Raw genomic sequence first — 17,324 nt, forward strand, 5'->3', positions numbered from 1 at the left:
ATTTAAGCCGCGCCCTCGACGAATAGCAGCCGTCGCTCGAGCGCCGTCTGCCGCAGCTTGAGCGCCTCGGCGTATTCCGGCGAGGCGTACCATTCCTTCAGCCTCGCCATCGAAGGGAATTCGACGATCACGATGGCCTTCGGCGGAAGATTGCCCTCCGCCAATTCGGCTTTGCCGCCTCGGACGAGATAGTGCCCGCCGTACTGCGCGATCGTCTTCGCGGCGAGCGTCCGATAGGCATCAAATCCGTCGGGATCGCGTATCTCGACTTCGGAGATCACGTAGGCAGCCATTTCGCTGCCTCAGGCGATCGTGTTGACGATGCCGCCTTCCGCGCGGAGCGCCGCGCCGTTGGTGGCAGACGCCTGCTTCGAAGCAACGTAGACCACCATGTTGGCGATCTCGTCGACGCTGGCGAAGCGCTGAATCAACGAGCTCGGGCGATGCTGCTTGACGAAATTGGCCGCGGCCTCGTCCACGGATTGTCCGTTTTGCTTCGCGAGATCCTTCACGAAGGTCTCGACGCCCTCCGACATGGTCGGGCCCGGCAGCACGGAATTGACGGTGACACCGGTGCCGCGGGTGAGCTGCGCCAGGCCTCGCGCGACCGAGAGCTGGGCCGTCTTGCTCATGCCGTAGTGGATCATCTCGACGGGAATGTTGAGCCCGGACTCCGAGGAAATGAAGACGATGCGGCCCCAATTGCGCTTGAGCATGCCCTTCATGTAGGCCCGCGACAGCCGCACGCCGCTCATGACGTTGACCTCGAAGAAACGGCTCCAGTCCTCGTCGGGGATGTCGAAAAAATCCTTCGGCTCGAAGATGCCGGCATTGTTGATGAGGATGTCGACGTCCGGCAGCGCAGACACGAGCGCCTTGCAGCCCGAGGCGGTCGAGACGTCGGCGGCGATGCCGCGGACCTTGGCGCCCGTCCCTTCCAGCTTGCGTACGGCGGCATCGACCTTGTCTTGGCCACGGCCGTTGATCACGACGCTCGCGCCCGAGCCGGCAAGGCCTTTTGCAATGGCGTGGCCGATGCCGGCGGTCGAGCCGGTCACGAGCGCGGTCTTTCCGGAAAGGTCGATCTTCATGCGTCATCTCCATTTGAAGGTGGTGCGGATATCGTGCGCAGCGCAGACAGATGCAATCGCCACTCACCGACGCGTGAGGATCGGCCGCCACAATGAGGAATCGTAGGGTGGGCAAAGCGGAGCGTGCCCACCATTTCGAGACGGTGCTAGACCGATGGTGGGCACGGCGCGCGAAGAGCGCGCCTTTGCCACCCTACGGTCCGTCATCGCGGCGGCAGCGTCCTGAGAAAGGCGACGATCGCATCGAGATCCTGGGCCGTCATGCTGGCATAAGCAGCATAAGCCATCGGCGGCTTGAGCCTGTGACCATCGCGCGCGATGCCTTGCGTAATCGCACGTTTAATTTCGTCGTCGCTCCATTGGCCCAGGCCGACCGCTCGATCGGGGGTGATGTTGGGAGAGACGGACTCGCCCCACGGCCCCCTGAACGTCCGGCCGCCCTTGCCGCTCGCTGCGGCGAAATCGTGCACGGCGGACGGGCCTTCCGGCGTATGGCATTCCAGGCAATGGGCAATGGTCAACAGATAACGGCCGCGCGCGAGCTGGTCGGACAGCTCCTGCTCGCTCGCCTGCTTGCCGGCATAGATCGGCACCTCCGGCTTCAGCGCGATCTTGTATTCCGGCGCCGGCGTCTCATGGCGCACGGATGGTACCGAGCGCAAATAAGCCGTGAGCGCGTCGAGATCGCGGCCCGTGAGCACGGTGTAGAACGCGGTCGGCATGATCGGCGCGACCTTGGTGCCGTTCGGCCTGATGCCGCTGACGAGGAAATGCTTCAGCTCCGCATCGCTCCAGTTGCCGATGCCGGTGTCCTTGTCCGGCGTGATGTTGGAGCCGGTGACCTTGAACGCGGGCTCGTCGAAAACCTGGCTCCCGCCAGAGAGCGCGCGCGAGAGATCGAGCCCTTGCGGTCCGCGCGGCGTGTGGCAGTTATGGCAGACCATCACGCTGCCAACCAGATAGGCGCCCCGCTCGAACAGCGTTTCGCCAGCGGCCGGCGACATCAGCAGCGCCAACACGAATCCAAACACAATCCTCATGAGAGCCCCCGCCCGGAATGCGTTCAACAAAACGATGCGCAGCATGAGATGTCGCCGCGCCATACAAAAAAGCGGCGCCCAGGGGCGCCGCTTTCTGAAAACTTAAGTGCCGGTCGGCTTACGCCGCCTCGGCTTCCTTCTCCTGCACCGGACCGGAATCCTGGCCCTTGGCATCGACATCACGATCGACGAACTCGATCACGGCCATCGCGGCGTTGTCGCCGTAGCGGAAGCCGGCCTTGATGATGCGGGTGTAGCCGCCCTGACGATCCTTGTAGCGGGGCGCCAGGACGTCGAACAGCTTCTTGACCTGGTCCTTGTCGCGCATCTCGGAGATGGCCTGGCGGCGCATGGCCAGCCCGCCCTTCTTGCCGAGGGTGACCAGCTTCTCGACGATCGGACGCAATTCCTTCGCCTTCGGCAGCGTGGTGACGATCTGCTCGTGCTTGATCAGCGCGGCGCACATGTTGGCGAACATCGCGCGGCGATGCTCGGCAGTGCGGTTGAGCTTACGATGAACCTTGCCGTGACGCATGTGTGTAGTCCTTTTTCGATTGTGTCGCGGTGGTTCAGCGACTGGTTTTCAGGTGGGCTTCCTGCGTTCGCCCTGGGTCGCGAATAGCGAATGGCGAGTAGCGAATGGATGTTCTATTCGCTATTCGCCACTCCCAATTCGCTTAGTAGTGATCCTCGAAGCGCTTGGCGAGCTCGTCGATGTTCTCCGGCGGCCAGCCCGGCACTTCCATGCCGAGGTGCAGACCCATCTGGGCCAGCACTTCCTTGATCTCGTTGAGCGACTTGCGGCCGAAGTTCGGGGTGCGGAGCATTTCCGCTTCGCTCTTCTGCACGAGGTCGCCGATGTAGACGATGTTGTCGTTCTTCAAGCAGTTGGCCGAACGCACCGACAGCTCGAGCTCGTCCACCTTCTTGAGGAAGGCCGGGTTGAAGGCGAGGTCCGGGATGATCTCCTGGGCGACTTCCTTGCGGGGCTCTTCGAAGTTGACGAACACGTTGAGCTGATCCTGCAGGATGCGGGCGGCGTAAGCCACCGAATCATCCGGCGAGATCGCGCCGTTGGTCTCGATCGTCATGGTCAGCTTGTCGTAGTCGAGGATCTGGCCCTCACGGGTGTTCTCGACCTTGTAGGAGACCTTGCGGACCGGCGAGTACAGGCTGTCGACCGGGATCAGGCCGATCGGCGCGTCCTCGGGACGATTGCGCTCGGCGGGCACGTAGCCCTTGCCGGTGGCGACCGTGAACTCCATGCGGATCTCGGCGCCCTCGTCGAGGGTGCAGATCTGCAGGTCCGGGTTGAGCACCACGACGTCGCCGACGGTCTGGATGTCGCCGGCGGTGACGACGCCCGGGCCGGACTTCTTCACGACCATGCGCTTGGGGCCTTCGCCCTGCATCTTGATCGAGATGTCCTTGATGTTGAGCACGATGTCGGTGACGTCCTCACGAACGCCCGCGATCGAGGAGAACTCGTGCAGCACGCCGTCGATATGCACCGACTGCACCGCCGCGCCCTGGAGCGAGGAGAGCAGGATGCGGCGCAGCGCGTTGCCGAGCGTCTGGCCGAAGCCGCGCTCGAGCGGCTCGGCGACGATGGTCGCGAAACGGTTCGAATCGCTGCCGGGCGTGACCTGGAGCTTGTTCGGTCGAATCAGTTCTTGCCAATTTTTCTGGATCGTCACTGTTTCACCCATACAGGCCAGTCAATTTGAAAGTTCAAATACTGGCGTTGGAGAAAGGCCGCAGATCATTCCTGCGGCTTCTTAGAAAAGTCATTGCGGGCGCCAATGCGCCCGCAATTTGGTATCAAACGCGCCGACGCTTGCGGGGACGGCAACCGTTGTGCGGGATCGTGGTCACGTCGCGGATCGAGGTGACGGTGAAGCCTGCGGCCTGAAGCGCGCGGAGCGCCGATTCGCGGCCCGAACCGGGACCGGCAACTTCGACTTCCAGCGTGCGCATGCCGTGCTCCTGCGCCTTCTTGGACACGTCCTCGGCGGCAACCTGCGCGGCGTACGGGGTCGACTTGCGCGAGCCCTTGAAGCCCATCGTGCCGGCGGAAGACCAGGCAATCGTGTTGCCCTGCGCGTCGGTGATGGTGATGGTCGTGTTGTTGAACGACGAGTTCACGTGCGCGACGCCGGAGGCGATGTTCTTGCGCTCACGACGACGAACGCGGGTGGCTTCCTTGCCCATAGAGTACCTTTCCTGAAGATCTCAAACGCCGCCGTAATGCCAGCGGCTACACCTGTGAAAGCGAAATAGCGAGTAGCGAATGGCGAATAGGGAAAGCTCCCTACTCGCCATTCGCCACTCTCAATTCGCCAGTTTACTTCTTCTTGCCGGCGATGGCCTTCGCCGGGCCCTTGCGCGTGCGCGCATTGGTGTGGGTGCGCTGGCCGCGCACCGGCAGGCCGCGACGATGACGCAGGCCGCGATAGCAGCCGAGGTCCATCAGACGCTTGATGTTGATGCCGACCTCGCGACGCAGGTCGCCCTCGACGAGATAGTCGCGGTCGATCACTTCGCGGATCTGGAGCACTTCGGCATCGCTGAGCTGATTGACGCGACGATCCACGGGGATCTTCACCTTCTCCAGGATCTCACCGGCGATCTTCTGACCGATGCCATGGATGTACTGGAGCGCGATCAGCACGCGCTTGTTGGTGGGAATGTTCACGCCGGCAATACGGGCCACGGCCTTCTCTCCTGTCGCCGATCCTCGTCAGGATCGGGCTTAAGTGCTTGTGTTCTCGGGCAGGTGTTCACAAACGCGAACACGACGCCCACCCCTGGTCTTCCTGGGGCCCGGCATCGTCTGAAACTATCCGACTTGGATGCGGGGCTTATTAAGGGATTCCAGGGGCTTTCGTCAACCGCTGCTAGCGCTTGGCTCGCTTTTTCGTGACCTTTTTTGCAGCCTTCTTGGCACCCTTTTTGATTGCCTTCTTGGCGGTCTTTTGGGCTGCCTTTTTCGCTGCCTTCTTGACGGTCTTCTGGCCGGCTTTCTTGGCCGTCTTCTTGGGGCCCTTCACCGCCGTCTTGGCTGCCTTTTTAGCCGATTTGGCGGGTTTTCTGGTCGTTTTCGCCGGCTTTTTGGCTGTTTTCCTGGTCGCCGCCTTGCTCACCGTCTTGCCCGCCCTGGCCTTCTTGGCCGGCGCCGCCTTGGCTGCGCTTCTGGCGTGGGTCTTCGGCTCGACCGCGCCCAGCGCCAACAGCTGCCGATGGATGGCGCGGGTGACCTCGTCGATGGCCATCATCCCGTCGATGGTCGAGAGCTTCCGCCGCTCGGAATAGTAGTGAATCAGCGGTTCCGTCTGATTGCGGTAGCTGGCTAACCGCTTGGTCAGGACCTCCGGGGTGTCGTCGAGTCGGACCTCCTCCCCGCGCTCACGCATCTGGGCGACGCGAGTCTCGACGCGGCTCAGCAGCGCGCTCTCGTTGACGCGGAGCTCGATCACGGCATCGAGCTTGAGGTGCTTGTGCTTGAGCAACTCGTCCAGCGCCTCGGCCTGCGGCACGGTGCGCGGGAAGCCGTCGAGGATGAAACCGTTTTTGGCATCAGGCTGGTCGATTCGGTCGGAGATGATTCCGACCACGACCTCGTCGGGCACGAGGCCGCCGCTGGCCATGATCTCCTTGGCCTTCAGCCCGACCGGCGTTCCTGCCGCAACAGCCGCGCGCAGCATCTCGCCGGTCGAGAGCTGGACGATGCCATAGCGATGCACCAAGAGCTGCGCCTGGGTCCCCTTGCCCGACCCCGGCGGTCCCAGAAGTATAATTCTCATCGGCGTACGCCCCCCGGATTGGTGAGCGATACGTCGCGCACCTGTGTTTGAAGATCAAGAACGGTGCAAACCACAATCAGCGCCGCACCGCTACCCATATCATAAGGGAGCGAATGGGCGGACGCCAAGGAGGCTTTGAAATCAGGGATTGCGCCGCAGTGAGAGCAGCTCTGCCGACGCGGCCGGTGGCCCGCTGACGGCGCAGCGGCGCATTGCTTGCGCCGCGAATCGGCGGCGCATTGGCGCCGCCGAGAGAACGCATTTAGCGGCGGCGGCCGCGCAGCTTCGACTTGCGGATCAGGCCTTCATACTGATGCGCCAGCAGATAGCCCTGCACCTGCGCCACGGTGTCCATGGTGACACTGACGACGATCAGCAGCGAGGTGCCGCCGAAGTAGAACGGCACCGAGGCGTAGGAGATCAGGATCTCCGGGATCAAGCAGACGATCGCCAGATAGACCGCGCCGAGCACGGTGACGCGCGAGAGCACGTAGTCGATATATTCCGCGGTGCGCTCGCCGGGACGGATGCCCGGAATGAAGCCGCCGTGCTTCTTGAGATTGTCCGCGGTCTCGGTCGGGTTGAACACGATCGCGGTGTAGAAGAATGCGAAGAACACGATCAGCGCCAGATACATGATCAGGAACAGCGGACGGCCGTGGCCGAGCTGGGTGGTGATCCACTGGAACCATTCCGGCCCACTGCCCGCATTGAAGTTCGCAACCGTGGTCGGCAGCAGCAGCAGCGAGGACGCGAAGATCGGCGGGATCACGCCCGAGGTGTTGAGCTTGAGCGGCAGGTGCGAGGACTGGCCCTCGAACATCTTGTTGCCGACCTGACGCTTCGGATACTGGATCAAGAGGCGGCGCTGCGCGCGCTCCATGAACACGATGAAGGCGATCACGGCGACCGCCATGATGATGACGACCAGGATCAGGCCGGTCGACATCGCGCCCTGACGGCCGAGCTCGAGCATGTTGGCGAGCGCGGCGGGGAGCTCGGCGACGATGCCGGCGAGAATGATCAGCGAGATGCCGTTGCCGATGCCGCGCGAGGTGATCTGCTCGCCCAGCCACATCAGGAACATGGTGCCGCCGGTGAGCGTGATCGCGGTGGACAGGCGGAAGAACAACCCGGGGTCGCTGACGACGTTGCCGGCGCCCTCGAGACCCACCGCAATACCGTAGGACTGGAACGCGGCCAGGATCACGGTGAGATAGCGGGTGTACTGGTTCAGCAGCTTGCGGCCGGACTCGCCTTCCTTCTTCAGCGCCTCGAGTTGCGGCGAGACGGTGGTGAGGAGCTGGATGATGATCGAGGCCGAGATATACGGCATGATGTTCAGCGCGAAGATCGCCATGCGGTGGATGCCGCCGCCGGCGAACATGTTGAACATGCCGAGGATGCCGCCCGCCTGGGAACGGAACACCTGCTCCCATATATTGGGATCGATGCCGGGGAGCGGGATGTAGGTCCCGAGCCGATAAACGAGCAGCGCACCCAGGGTGAACCAGATGCGCTTCTTCAGTTCGTCAGCCTTGGCAAACGCACCGAAATTGAGATTGGCTGCCAGTTGTTCCGCTGCAGAGGCCATCTTGGACTTTCTCCCGCCGCCTATTGCGCCGTCATGCCCGCGGCCGGGCTACTCTCGCGGACGCCGGACATTATCTGGGGCTCGGCTTCGATAAGTCCACGTCCCGCATGCGTAAAGGCCCGCGAGCCGCGGGCCAATGACGCAGTTGTTACGCCGCCTCGCCTTCTTCCTTGGCAGGGGCGAGGATCTTTACCGAACCGCCGGCCTTCTCGACCGCGGCGATCGCGGTCTTGGTGGCGCCGTGCACTTCGATGTTGAGCTTGGACTTGAGCTCGCCACGGCCGAGCAGCCGCAGGCCGCCCTTGGCGCGGCGCAGCACGCCGCCCTTCACCAGGGCCTCGACGTTCACGACGCTGCCAGCGTCGATCTTCTTGGCATCGACCGCTTCCTGGAGCCGGTCGAGATTGATCTCGGCGAACTCGACGCGGAAGATGTTGTTGAAGCCGCGCTTGGGCAGACGGCGATGCATCGGCATCTGACCGCCTTCGAAACCCTTGATGCGCACGCCCGAACGCGCAGTCTGGCCCTTGCCGCCGCGGCCGGACTGCTTGCCCTTGCCCGAACCGATGCCGCGGCCGACGCGCATACGCTTCTTGCGCGAGCCGGCGTTGTCGGCGATATCGCTGAGCTTCATCGCCCTTCTCCTTGTGTCTTGCGCACGATCTTCGCCGAAAAACGGTGCCCGCTCTTCGGGATCATGCGCCTTTGCTTACTTCTCGTCGACGATGCGGACGAGATGGTGAACCTTCTCGATCATGCCGCGGACCGCCGGGGTGTCCGGCAGTTCACTGGTGCGACCGATCTTGTTGAGCTTGAGCCCGATCAGCGTCGAGCGCTGCGAGTGATGGCGGCGGATCGCGCTGCCGGTCTGCTCGAGCTTGATCGTCTTTGCGGCCTTGGCCATGGGAGTCTACTCCGAAAAGCTTCCGTTAGTCGGCAGCCGCCTCGGCGTCGCCGCCAATACGGCGAGACTGGAGGGTGGACACCTTGATGTTGCGGCGGGCAGCGACCGAGCGCGGCGAATCCTGATGCTTCAGCGCGTCGAAGGTCGCGCGCACCATGTTGTACGGGTTCGACGAGCCGATCGACTTCGCCACCACGTCCTGGACGCCGAGCGTCTCGAACACGGCGCGCATCGGACCGCCGGCGATGATCCCGGTACCGGCCGGAGCCGCACGCAGGTAGACACGGCCCGCGCCATGACGGCCGGCGATGTCGTGATGGAGGGTGCGGCCCTCGCGCAGCGACACGCGAGTCAGGTTGCGCTTGGCGGACTCGGTTGCCTTGCGGATCGCCTCGGGCACTTCGCGCGCCTTGCCGTGACCGAAGCCGGCCCGGCCCTTCTGGTCGCCGATCACGACCAGCGCGGCGAAACCGAAGCGCTTGCCGCCCTTGACGACCTTGGCCACGCGGTTGATGTGGACGAGCTTGTCGACGAACTCGCTGTCGCGCTCCTCGCGCTCCCTGCGTTCACGTCCGCCGCCGCGTTGATCGCGTCCACCACGCTGTTCGCGTTCTGCCATTTTTCCAATCCTTCAGAGGCTTACGCCTCAATCCTCAAATTCCGTTAGAAGCTCAGCCCGCTCTCACGCGCCGCGTCGGCCAGAGCCTTGACGCGCCCGTGATAGAGGTAGCTGCCGCGATCGAAAACGACTTCCTTGACGCCCTTCTCGGCGGCGCGCTCGGCCAGCAGCTTGCCGACTGCCTTCGCCGCATCGATGTCGGCGCCGGTCTTGCCGCCGTCGCGCATCGACTTCTCGAGCGACGAGGCCGAGGCCAGCGTCTCGCCCTTCAGGTCGTCGATGACCTGGGCGTAGATGTGCTTGGACGAGCGGAACACCGACAGACGCGGACGACCACCGCCGGAGCGGCGCAGCTTCAGCCGCACACTCCGCTTGCGCCGGGCATTGGTAACCTTGGCTTTGGACATGACCGGCTCCGTTACTTCTTCTTGCCTTCCTTGCGGAAGATGAATTCGCCAACATACTTCACGCCCTTGCCCTTGTAGGGCTCCGGCGGGCGATAGCTGCGGATCTCGGCCGCGACCTGGCCGACACGCTGGATGTCGCTGCCCGAGACCGTGATCTCGGTCGGTTTCGGCACGGTGATCGTGATCCCTTCCGGGATCGCGTAGACCACGTCGTGGCTGTAGCCGAGCGCGAGCTGCAGGTTCTTGCCCTGCATCGCGGCGCGGTAACCGACGCCGGTGATTTCGAGCTTCTTCTCGAAGCCCTTGGTGACGCCTTCGACCAGATTCGCGACCTGGGCGCGAGCGGTACCGTACAGCGCGCGCGCGCGGTTGGTCTCGGCCCGCGGGTTCACCTTCACCTGGCCGTTCTCAAGCTTCACCTCGACGTCGTCATGGACGACGAACTGAAGCTGGCCCTTCGGCCCCTTCATCTTGACGGTCTGCCCATCGACGGTCGCGGTCACACCCGACGGAACCGGAACAGGCCTTTTGCCAACTCGTGACATGGATCAAAAATCCTTCTCAGAACACCGTGAAGAGAACTTCACCGCCCACGTTCGCTTCACGCGCACTGTGATCGGCCATGATTCCCTTCGGCGTCGACAACACCGAAATGCCGAGTCCGTTGTTCACACGCGGCAGGTTCTTCACCGAGGCGTAAACGCGACGCCCGGGCTTGGAGACACGTTCGATCTCGCGGATGACGGGCTCGCCGTCGAAATACTTCAGCTCGATCTCGATCTCGCTGCGTCCCGAGGAATGCTCGAGCGTGGCGTAACCGCGGATGTAGCCCTCGCTCTTGAGGACCTCGAGCACGTTCTCGCGCATCTTCGAGCCAGGCGTGGAGACCTTGTTCTTGGAGCGCATCTGCGCGTTGCGGATACGGGTGATCAGATCGCTGATTGGATCGTGCGTAGACATCTAAACGACCCTCCTTACCAGCTGGACTTCACGAGGCCCGGGACCATGCCCTTGGAGCCAAGTTCGCGCAGCGCGATACGGGACAGCTTGTTCTTGCGGTAATTCGAGCGCGGGCGGCCCGACAGCTCACAACGCAGGCGGATGCGGGTTGCCGACGAATTGCGCGGCATTTCCGCGAGCTTCAGGGTGGCGGCGAACCGCTCCTCCATCGGCAGCTTCTTGTCGGCGATGATCGCCTTCAACCGCTCGCGCTTCGGGGCGGCGTTCTTCACCATCCGCTTGCGCCGGTTGTTCTTCTCGACTGAACTCTTCTTTGCCATGCTTGGCTCCTGGGTATCCGCGTTTGAGAGGCTTTAGGTCAGCGTCTCACTGCCGGAACGGGAAATTGAAAGCGGTCAACAAGGCCCTCGCCTCTTCGTCGGTCTTGGCCGTGGTGCAGACGGTGATGTCCATGCCGCGGGCTTCCGTGACCTTGTCGAAGTCGATCTCGGGGAAAATGATGTGCTCCTTGATGCCGAGCGAGTAGTTGCCGCGGCCGTCGAAGCTCTTCGGGTTCAGGCCGCGGAAGTCGCGGACGCGCGGCAGCGCGACCGTCACCAGGCGATCGATGAACTCGTACATGTGGGACTTGCGCAGCGTGACCTTGCAGCCGATCGGCTGGTTCTCGCGCAGCTTGAAGGTCGCAATCGCGACACGCGAATAGGTCACGATCGCCTTCTGACCGGCGATCTGGGTCAGCTCGGCGGCGGCGGTCTCGGCCTTCTTGCGGTCGTTGACGGAATCGCCAACGCCCATGTTCAGCACGACCTTGTCCAGACGCGGAACCTGCATGACGTTCTCATAACCGAACTTCTCGGTCATCGCCGTGCGGATCTTCGCATCGTATTCCGCGCGCAGGCGCGGCGTGTAAGCGGCCTCAGCCATCGATCTCAGCTCCCGAGCTCTTGGCGATGCGGACCTTCTTGCCGTCCGCCAGAATCTTGAATCCGACGCGGGTCGGCTTTCCATCCTTGCCGACATACGCGATGTTGGACAGTTGGATCGGCGACTCCTTCGAGATGATGCCGCCCTCCTGGGCCTGCGTCTGCTTCTGGTGACGCTTGACCATGTTGATGCCGCGCACGAGTGCCGTGCCGGCGCCGGGACGCACTTCGAACACTTCGCCGGTGCGGCCCTTGTCGCGGCCGGTCAGCACGACGACCTTGTCGCCCTTGCGGATCTTCGCAGCCATCACAGCACCTCCGGCGCGAGCGAGATGATCTTCATGTGGTTCTTCGCGCGCAGCTCGCGCGGCACGGGCCCGAAGATACGGGTACCGACCGGCTCGGACTGGTTGTTGATCAGGACGGCGGCGTTGCGGTCGAAGCGGATGACCGAACCGTCGGCGCGGCGAATGTCCTTGCGGACGCGCACCACGACGGCCTTCATCACGTCGCCCTTCTTCACCTTGCCACGCGGAATCGCTTCCTTGATCGAAACGACGATGATGTCGCCGATCGTGGCGTAGCGGCGCTTGGAGCCCCCGAGCACCTTGATACACATGACACGGCGTGCGCCAGAATTATCGGCCACGTCGAGGTTGGTCTGCATCTGAATCATTGATGCACCTCGTCCTCTTCTATTTGCGCCAGCCCAGCCGGCGCTCAACATTTCCCTGAAGTCAGTCGGCTAAAGCCAACAGATCAGGCGCTTTTCTTGTGTTCGCCCCGGATCACGACCCAGCGCTTCAACTTCGAAATCGGCTTCGATTCCTCGATCCACACCATGTCGCCCGGCTTGAACTCGTTGCTCTCGTCGTGCGCGTGGTAGTTCTTCGAACGGCGGATCGTCTTCTTGTAGATCGGGTGCGTGAAGCGGCGATCGACGCGCACCACGATGGTCTTGGCTTGCTTGTCGCTGACGACCACGCCCTGCAAAGTACGTTTCGGCATCTTCGTAAGCCTCTTACTTCTTCTTCGCGCGCGACTGCGCGGCGACGGTCTTGATCCGGGCGATGTCACGGCGGGCCTCGCGCAGGCGCGAGGTATTCTCGAGCTGCCCGGTGGCGCGCTGGAAGCGCAGGTTGAAGCGCTCCTTCTTCAGGTTCAGGACGGCGTCGTCCTGCTGGTCGGGGCTCATCGCGCGGATGTCTTCGATCTTCATCTGGGCCATGGCCATTACTCCGCAATGCGCTCGACGAAGCGCGTCTTGATCGGCAGCTTGGCGGCCGCCAGGGTCAGCGCCTCACGCGCCGTCTGGGTGTTGACGCCGTCGATCTCGAACAGCACCCGGCCCGGCTTGACGCGGGCGACCCACAATTCCGGCGAACCCTTGCCGGAGCCCATGCGGACTTCGGCCGGCTTCTTCGACACCGGAACGTCGGGGAATACGCGGATCCAGACGCGGCCGGCGCGCTTCATGTGGCGGGTCAGCGCGCGGCGAGCGGCTTCGATCTGGCGCGCGGTGACGCGCTCAGGCTCGGTCGCCTTCAGGCCGAACTGGCCGAACGCCAACGTCGCGCCCGACGACGCAACGCCGTGGATACGGCCCTTATGCGCCTTCCGGAACTTCGTCTTCTTAGGTTGCATCATGGCTTTAAGCCCTCAAATTCTCAGTGCGGATCAGGCCGCAGCGTTGTCACGGCGCCCACGGCCACCGCGATCACCACCACCGCTGGTCTCGCCTTCGGCCATTCTCTTGTCCTGGGCCATCGGATCGTGCTCGAGGATCTCGCCCTTGAAGATCCAGACCTTGACGCCGCAGGTGCCGAAGGTCGTGAACGCGGTCGCAACGCCGTAGTCGATGTCGGCGCGCAGGGTGTGCAGCGGCACGCGACCTTCGCGATACCACTCCATACGCGCGATTTCCGCGCCACCCAGACGACCCGAGCAGTTGATGCGGATGCCTTCCGCGCCGAGACGCATCGCCGACTGAACGGCGCGCTTCATGGCACGGCGGAACGCCACGCGGCGCTCCAGCTGCTGCGCGATCGACTCGGCCACCAGCGTCGCATCGAGCTCCGGCTTGCGGATTTCGACGATATTGATGACGACGTCGGACGAGGTGATGTCCGCGACCTTCTTGCGCAGCTTGTCGATGTCTGCGCCCTTCTTGCCGATCACCACGCCCGGACGGGCCGAGTGGATGGTGACGCGGCACTTCTTGTGCGGACGCTCGATCACGATGCGGGCGACGGCCGCCTGCTTGAGCTCCTTGTGCAGGATCTCACGGATCTTGACGTCCTCGTGCAGCAGCTTGCCGTATTCCTGCTTGCCGGCGAACCAGCGGGAATCCCAGGTACGGTTGATGCCGAGGCGCAGACCGATCGGATTGATCTTTTGACCCATCGTGTTCTCCTGCGCCCTTAAGCGGCGGCTTCAGCTTCGACCTGACGAACGATGATCGTCAGCTGCGAAAATGGTTTGTAGACACGGCCCGAGCGGCCACGGCCGCGAGCGGCAAAGCGCTTCATCACGAGACCGTTGCCGACGAAGGCCTGCGCCACGACGAGATCGTCGACGTCGAGATCGTGGTTGTTCTCGGCGTTGGCGATAGCCGATTCCAGGCACTTCTTCACGTCGACCGCGATCCGCTTGCGCGAAAACTGCAGATCGGCGAGCGCAGCAGCTGCCTTCCGGCCGCGAATGAGCTGGGCGACCAGGTTGAGCTTCTGCGGGCTCACCCGCAGCATCCGGGCGACCGCCTTGGCCTCGTTCTCGGCGAGGCTCCGTTCGCGCTTAGGTTTGCTCATCGTTTAATCCTCAAGCCTTCTTGGCTTTCTTGTCGCCGGAGTGGCCATGGAAGGTCCGGGTCGGCGAAAACTCGCCGAACTTGTGACCGACCATTTCCTCGTTGACGGCCACCGGCACGTGCTTCTGACCGTTGTAGACGCCGAAGGTCAGGCCGACGAACTGCGGCAGGATCGTCGAGCGACGGCTCCAGATCTTGATGACGTCGTGACGGCCGGACGCGCGGGCGGCATCTGCCTTCTTGAGCAGAGAACCCTCGACGAACGGGCCTTTCCAGACTGAACGAACCATGTCCGGCGTTCCTTACTTCTTCCGCTTGTGGCGGCTTAGGAGAATGAATTTGTTGGTCGACTTGTTGGTGCGGGTCTTCTTGCCCTTGGTCGGCTTGCCCCACGGAGTGACCGGGTGGCGGCCGCCCGAGGTACGACCTTCACCACCGCCGTGCGGATGGTCGATCGGGTTCATCGAGACACCGCGGTTATGCGGCTTGCGGCCCAGCCAACGGTTACGGCCGGCCTTGCCGATCGAGGTGTTCATGTGATCCGGGTTCGACACCGCGCCGATCGTGCCGCGGCAACGGCCGTGCACCAGGCGCTGCTCGCCCGAGTTCAGGCGGATGATCACGTAGTCCTGGTCGCGGCCGACGAGCTGAGCATAGGTGCCCGCGGAACGGGCAAGCTGGCCGCCCTTCCCGATCTTGACCTCGATGTTGTGGATGATCGTACCGACCGGCATGTTGCCGAGCGGCATGACGTTGCCCGGCTTCACGTCGACATAGTTGCCGGCGACGACGGTGTCACCCACGGCCAGGCGCTGCGGCGCCAGGATATAGGCCTGGGTGCCGTCCTCATACTTGACCAACGCGATGAACGCGGTGCGGTTCGGATCGTATTCCAGCCGCTCGACCGTCGCGGGCGCATCGACCTTGTCGCGCTTGAAGTCGACGATGCGCAGGGTCTGCTTGTGACCGCCGCCGCGGAAGCGCACGGTGATGCGACCGGTGTTGTTGCGGCCGCCCGAGGAGTGCTTGCCCTCGGTGAGCGCCTTGACCGGCTTGCCCTTGTAGAGGGCCGAACGATCGACCATGACCAGCTGGCGCTGGCCCGGCGTCGTAGGATTGAATGTCTTCAGTGCCATCGTCGTACGACCTTACAGACCGGTGGTGACGTCGATCCGGTGGCCCTCTTCGAGGGTCACGATCGCGCGCTTGGTGTTCGACTGCGAGCCGAGATTGCCGCGGAAGATCTTGGTCTTGCCCTTGCGGACAAGCGTGTTGACGCTCTTGACCTTGACGTCGAACAGCTTCTCGATCGCTTCCTTGATCTGCGGCTTGGTCGCCTTGGCGGCCACCTTGAACAGAACCTTGTTGTGCTCGGAGGCGATCGTCGCCTTTTCGGTCACGACCGGCGACACGATCACGTCGTAGTGGCGAGCCTCGATGTTCTTCGTCATTTGAAGCGCGCCTCCAGCGCATCGATGGCGGCCTTGGTCAGAACGAGCTTCTGACGGCGCAGGATGTCGTAGACGTTGATGCCCTGGATCGGCAGCACGTCCATGTTCGGGATGTTGCGAGCCGCAGCGGCGAAGCCGTTGTTGAGCTCGGCGCCGTCGATGATCAGCGCGTTGGTCAGGCCGAGACCCGAGAAGTGACCGAGCAGCGCCTTGGTCTTGGCGGCTTCCAGCGCGGCCTTCTCGATCACGACGAGATCGCCGTCCTTGGCCTTGGCCGAGAGCGCATGCTTCAGCGCCAGTGCGCGGACCTTCTTCGGCAGGTCGGTGGCGTGCGAACGCACCACCGGCCCGAAGGCACGGCCGCCGCCGCGGAACTGCGGCACGCGGGCCGAACCGTGACGAGCACCGCCGGTGCCCTTCTGCTTGTACATCTTCTTGCCAGTGCGCCAAATCTCGGCGCGGCCCTTGGCCTTGTGCGTGCCGGCCTGACGCTTGTTGAGCTGCCATTGCACGCAACGCGCAATAATGTCCTGGCGCGGCTCGAGGCCGAAAATGGTGTCGGACAGCTGGACCGAACCGGCTTCCTTACCTTCGAGGGTGGTGACCTTCAGTTCCATCTCACGCACCCTCCTGCTGGGCCGCAGCCTCGGCTTCGCCACCCGCAACCTTGAACTTGCCGGGCTTCGGAGCTTCCTTCGGCAGCGGCTTCTTGACGGCGTCGCGCACGCGAATCCAGCCGCCCTTGGAGCCGGGAACGGCGCCTTCGACGAGGATCAGGCCACGCTCGACATCGAGCTGAACGACGCGAAGGTTGAGCGTGGTGATGCGGTCGACACCCATATGGCCGGGCATCTTCTTGTTCTTCCAGGTCTTGCCGGGGTCCTGACGGCCACCGGTCGAACCGATCGAGCGGTGCGAGACCGAGACGCCGTGGGTGGCGCGCAGGCCGCCGAAGTTCCAGCGCTTCATACCACCGGCGAAGCCCTTACCGACCGAGGTGCCGGTGACGTCGACGAACTGGCCGACGACGAAGTGGTCGGCAAGGATCTCGGCACCAACGGGGATCATGGCATCCGCGGTGACGCGGAATTCCTCGACCTGCCGCTTCGGCTCGACCTTGGCGACCGCGAACTGGCCGCGCTCCGCCTTGGGCATGTAAACGGTCTTGCGGCTGCCAGAACCAAGCTGGAGCGCGACGTAACCGTTCTTCTCTTCGGTGCGGTGGCCTACGACCTGGCAATTGCCGAGCTTCAGCACGGTCACGGGGATATGTTCGCCGGCCTCTGTAAAGACCCGCGTCATCCCGACCTTTTGTGCGATCACTCCGGAGCGCATCGGCTTGCTTCCTGTTCTTTCTGTCCGCTTGCGCGAACGGGATCCAAAAATCTTAGAGCTTGATCTCGACGTCGACACCGGCGGCCAGGTCGAGCTTCATCAAAGCATCGACGGTCTGCGGGGTCGGATCGACGATGTCGAGCAGGCGCTTGTGAGTGCGCATCTCGAACTGCTCGCGGCTCTTCTTGTCGACGTGGGGCGAACGGTTGACGGTGAACTTCTCGATGCGGGTGGGCAGCGGAATGGGTCCGCGGACCTGCGCGCCGGTGCGCTTCGCCGTGTTCACGATCTCGCGGGTCGACGTATCGAGGATACGATGGTCGAACGCCTTGAGACGGATACGAATGTTTTGGCCGTTCATTGCCGTGCTTTCTCTAGTGAGTGGCGAGTA

The 17,324-nt window shown here is 63.3% G+C and carries 30 protein-coding genes; all 30 read right to left on the minus strand.

What is annotated here, in order from left to right; genetic code table 11:
* Positions 1-2: 2 nt before the first annotated feature.
* The 30 genes from IVB26_RS24790 to rpsJ all read right to left on the minus strand — a co-directional run bounded on the left by IVB26_RS24790 (position 3) and on the right by rpsJ (position 17,294).
* Entirely contained in the window at positions 3-293 is a 291-nt protein-coding gene (locus tag IVB26_RS24790) for a DUF1330 domain-containing protein (RefSeq protein WP_247967820.1), read from the minus strand.
* A 9-nt stretch (positions 294-302) separates the two neighbouring features.
* Positions 303-1,091: an SDR family NAD(P)-dependent oxidoreductase gene (locus tag IVB26_RS24795; protein WP_247967821.1), complete on the minus strand. Its 789-nt coding sequence runs from the start codon at positions 1,089-1,091 to the stop codon at positions 303-305.
* A gap of 203 nt (positions 1,092-1,294) precedes the next feature.
* Complete coding sequence (locus IVB26_RS24800) at positions 1,295-2,131, minus strand: c-type cytochrome (RefSeq protein ID WP_247967822.1); 837 nt, start codon at positions 2,129-2,131, stop codon at positions 1,295-1,297.
* Positions 2,132-2,249: 118 nt separating this feature from the next.
* Positions 2,250-2,666 carry a 50S ribosomal protein L17 gene (rplQ, locus tag IVB26_RS24805; RefSeq protein ID WP_018322277.1) on the minus strand — a complete coding sequence of 139 codons (417 nt, stop codon included), beginning with the start codon at positions 2,664-2,666 and terminating at the stop codon, positions 2,250-2,252.
* Positions 2,667-2,808: 142 nt separating this feature from the next.
* A complete protein-coding gene (locus IVB26_RS24810; RefSeq protein ID WP_063195091.1) occupies positions 2,809-3,840 on the minus strand; it encodes a DNA-directed RNA polymerase subunit alpha in 1,032 nt (343 codons plus the stop codon).
* A 112-nt stretch (positions 3,841-3,952) separates the two neighbouring features.
* The gene (rpsK, locus tag IVB26_RS24815; protein ID WP_007603045.1) at positions 3,953-4,342 is read right to left on the minus strand and encodes a 30S ribosomal protein S11; all 390 of its coding nucleotides are present in this window, start codon (positions 4,340-4,342) and stop codon (positions 3,953-3,955) included.
* A 133-nt stretch (positions 4,343-4,475) separates the two neighbouring features.
* Positions 4,476-4,844: a 30S ribosomal protein S13 gene (rpsM, locus tag IVB26_RS24820; protein ID WP_008549231.1), complete on the minus strand. Its 369-nt coding sequence runs from the start codon at positions 4,842-4,844 to the stop codon at positions 4,476-4,478.
* 184 nt (positions 4,845-5,028) lie between these two features.
* The gene (locus tag IVB26_RS24825; RefSeq protein ID WP_247967823.1) at positions 5,029-5,934 is read right to left on the minus strand and encodes an adenylate kinase; all 906 of its coding nucleotides are present in this window, start codon (positions 5,932-5,934) and stop codon (positions 5,029-5,031) included.
* 262 nt (positions 5,935-6,196) lie between these two features.
* The gene (secY, locus tag IVB26_RS24830; RefSeq protein WP_247967824.1) at positions 6,197-7,528 is read right to left on the minus strand and encodes a preprotein translocase subunit SecY; all 1,332 of its coding nucleotides are present in this window, start codon (positions 7,526-7,528) and stop codon (positions 6,197-6,199) included.
* 148 nt (positions 7,529-7,676) lie between these two features.
* Positions 7,677-8,162 carry a 50S ribosomal protein L15 gene (gene rplO, locus IVB26_RS24835; protein ID WP_011088136.1) on the minus strand — a complete coding sequence of 162 codons (486 nt, stop codon included), beginning with the start codon at positions 8,160-8,162 and terminating at the stop codon, positions 7,677-7,679.
* Between the two features lie 75 nt (positions 8,163-8,237).
* On the minus strand, positions 8,238-8,432 hold the full coding sequence (gene rpmD, locus IVB26_RS24840) for a 50S ribosomal protein L30 (RefSeq protein WP_011088137.1): 195 nt from the start codon (positions 8,430-8,432) through the stop codon (positions 8,238-8,240).
* A gap of 25 nt (positions 8,433-8,457) precedes the next feature.
* Entirely contained in the window at positions 8,458-9,051 is a 594-nt protein-coding gene (rpsE, locus tag IVB26_RS24845) for a 30S ribosomal protein S5 (RefSeq protein ID WP_025036985.1), read from the minus strand.
* A 44-nt stretch (positions 9,052-9,095) separates the two neighbouring features.
* A complete protein-coding gene (gene rplR / locus IVB26_RS24850; protein WP_007603036.1) occupies positions 9,096-9,458 on the minus strand; it encodes a 50S ribosomal protein L18 in 363 nt (120 codons plus the stop codon).
* A gap of 11 nt (positions 9,459-9,469) precedes the next feature.
* Positions 9,470-10,003: a 50S ribosomal protein L6 gene (gene rplF, locus IVB26_RS24855; RefSeq protein WP_247967825.1), complete on the minus strand. Its 534-nt coding sequence runs from the start codon at positions 10,001-10,003 to the stop codon at positions 9,470-9,472.
* 16 nt (positions 10,004-10,019) lie between these two features.
* Positions 10,020-10,418 (minus strand): 30S ribosomal protein S8, encoded by a 399-nt coding sequence (rpsH, locus tag IVB26_RS24860; protein ID WP_007603034.1) that lies wholly within the window; start codon positions 10,416-10,418, stop codon positions 10,020-10,022.
* A 14-nt stretch (positions 10,419-10,432) separates the two neighbouring features.
* Positions 10,433-10,738, minus strand: coding sequence for a 30S ribosomal protein S14 (gene rpsN / locus IVB26_RS24865; RefSeq protein WP_074116736.1), 306 nt, complete (start codon positions 10,736-10,738; stop codon positions 10,433-10,435).
* Positions 10,739-10,784: 46 nt separating this feature from the next.
* Positions 10,785-11,342 (minus strand): 50S ribosomal protein L5, encoded by a 558-nt coding sequence (gene rplE / locus IVB26_RS24870; protein WP_247967826.1) that lies wholly within the window; start codon positions 11,340-11,342, stop codon positions 10,785-10,787.
* Positions 11,335-11,649, minus strand: coding sequence for a 50S ribosomal protein L24 (gene rplX / locus IVB26_RS24875; RefSeq protein ID WP_247967827.1), 315 nt, complete (start codon positions 11,647-11,649; stop codon positions 11,335-11,337). The genes rplE and rplX overlap by 8 nt, the downstream gene beginning before the upstream one ends.
* The gene (rplN, locus tag IVB26_RS24880) at positions 11,649-12,017 is read right to left on the minus strand and encodes a 50S ribosomal protein L14 (protein WP_007603030.1); all 369 of its coding nucleotides are present in this window, start codon (positions 12,015-12,017) and stop codon (positions 11,649-11,651) included. Before rplN ends, rplX begins: the two co-directional genes overlap by 1 nt.
* An 83-nt stretch (positions 12,018-12,100) precedes the next feature.
* Positions 12,101-12,349: a 30S ribosomal protein S17 gene (rpsQ, locus tag IVB26_RS24885; RefSeq protein ID WP_007603028.1), complete on the minus strand. Its 249-nt coding sequence runs from the start codon at positions 12,347-12,349 to the stop codon at positions 12,101-12,103.
* A 13-nt stretch (positions 12,350-12,362) separates the two neighbouring features.
* Positions 12,363-12,569: a 50S ribosomal protein L29 gene (rpmC, locus tag IVB26_RS24890; protein WP_247967828.1), complete on the minus strand. Its 207-nt coding sequence runs from the start codon at positions 12,567-12,569 to the stop codon at positions 12,363-12,365.
* Between the two features lie 5 nt (positions 12,570-12,574).
* Positions 12,575-12,988, minus strand: coding sequence for a 50S ribosomal protein L16 (rplP, locus tag IVB26_RS24895; protein ID WP_008136349.1), 414 nt, complete (start codon positions 12,986-12,988; stop codon positions 12,575-12,577).
* 30 nt (positions 12,989-13,018) lie between these two features.
* Entirely contained in the window at positions 13,019-13,744 is a 726-nt protein-coding gene (gene rpsC, locus IVB26_RS24900) for a 30S ribosomal protein S3 (RefSeq protein ID WP_129268065.1), read from the minus strand.
* Positions 13,745-13,761: 17 nt separating this feature from the next.
* Entirely contained in the window at positions 13,762-14,148 is a 387-nt protein-coding gene (rplV, locus tag IVB26_RS24905) for a 50S ribosomal protein L22 (protein ID WP_008136353.1), read from the minus strand.
* 10 nt (positions 14,149-14,158) lie between these two features.
* Positions 14,159-14,437: a 30S ribosomal protein S19 gene (gene rpsS, locus IVB26_RS24910; protein WP_008136357.1), complete on the minus strand. Its 279-nt coding sequence runs from the start codon at positions 14,435-14,437 to the stop codon at positions 14,159-14,161.
* Between the two features lie 12 nt (positions 14,438-14,449).
* Positions 14,450-15,283: a 50S ribosomal protein L2 gene (rplB, locus tag IVB26_RS24915; RefSeq protein WP_247967829.1), complete on the minus strand. Its 834-nt coding sequence runs from the start codon at positions 15,281-15,283 to the stop codon at positions 14,450-14,452.
* Positions 15,284-15,295: 12 nt separating this feature from the next.
* The gene (locus tag IVB26_RS24920; RefSeq protein WP_194402791.1) at positions 15,296-15,598 is read right to left on the minus strand and encodes a 50S ribosomal protein L23; all 303 of its coding nucleotides are present in this window, start codon (positions 15,596-15,598) and stop codon (positions 15,296-15,298) included.
* Positions 15,595-16,215 carry a 50S ribosomal protein L4 gene (gene rplD, locus IVB26_RS24925; protein ID WP_020508797.1) on the minus strand — a complete coding sequence of 207 codons (621 nt, stop codon included), beginning with the start codon at positions 16,213-16,215 and terminating at the stop codon, positions 15,595-15,597. The genes IVB26_RS24920 and rplD overlap by 4 nt, the downstream gene beginning before the upstream one ends.
* A gap of 1 nt (position 16,216) precedes the next feature.
* A complete protein-coding gene (rplC, locus tag IVB26_RS24930; RefSeq protein WP_028141005.1) occupies positions 16,217-16,933 on the minus strand; it encodes a 50S ribosomal protein L3 in 717 nt (238 codons plus the stop codon).
* A gap of 52 nt (positions 16,934-16,985) precedes the next feature.
* Positions 16,986-17,294: a 30S ribosomal protein S10 gene (rpsJ, locus tag IVB26_RS24935; RefSeq protein WP_002712302.1), complete on the minus strand. Its 309-nt coding sequence runs from the start codon at positions 17,292-17,294 to the stop codon at positions 16,986-16,988.
* Positions 17,295-17,324 lie beyond the last annotated feature (30 nt).

The organism is Bradyrhizobium sp. 195, from assembly GCF_023101665.1.
Lineage (GTDB): Bacteria > Pseudomonadota > Alphaproteobacteria > Rhizobiales > Xanthobacteraceae > Bradyrhizobium.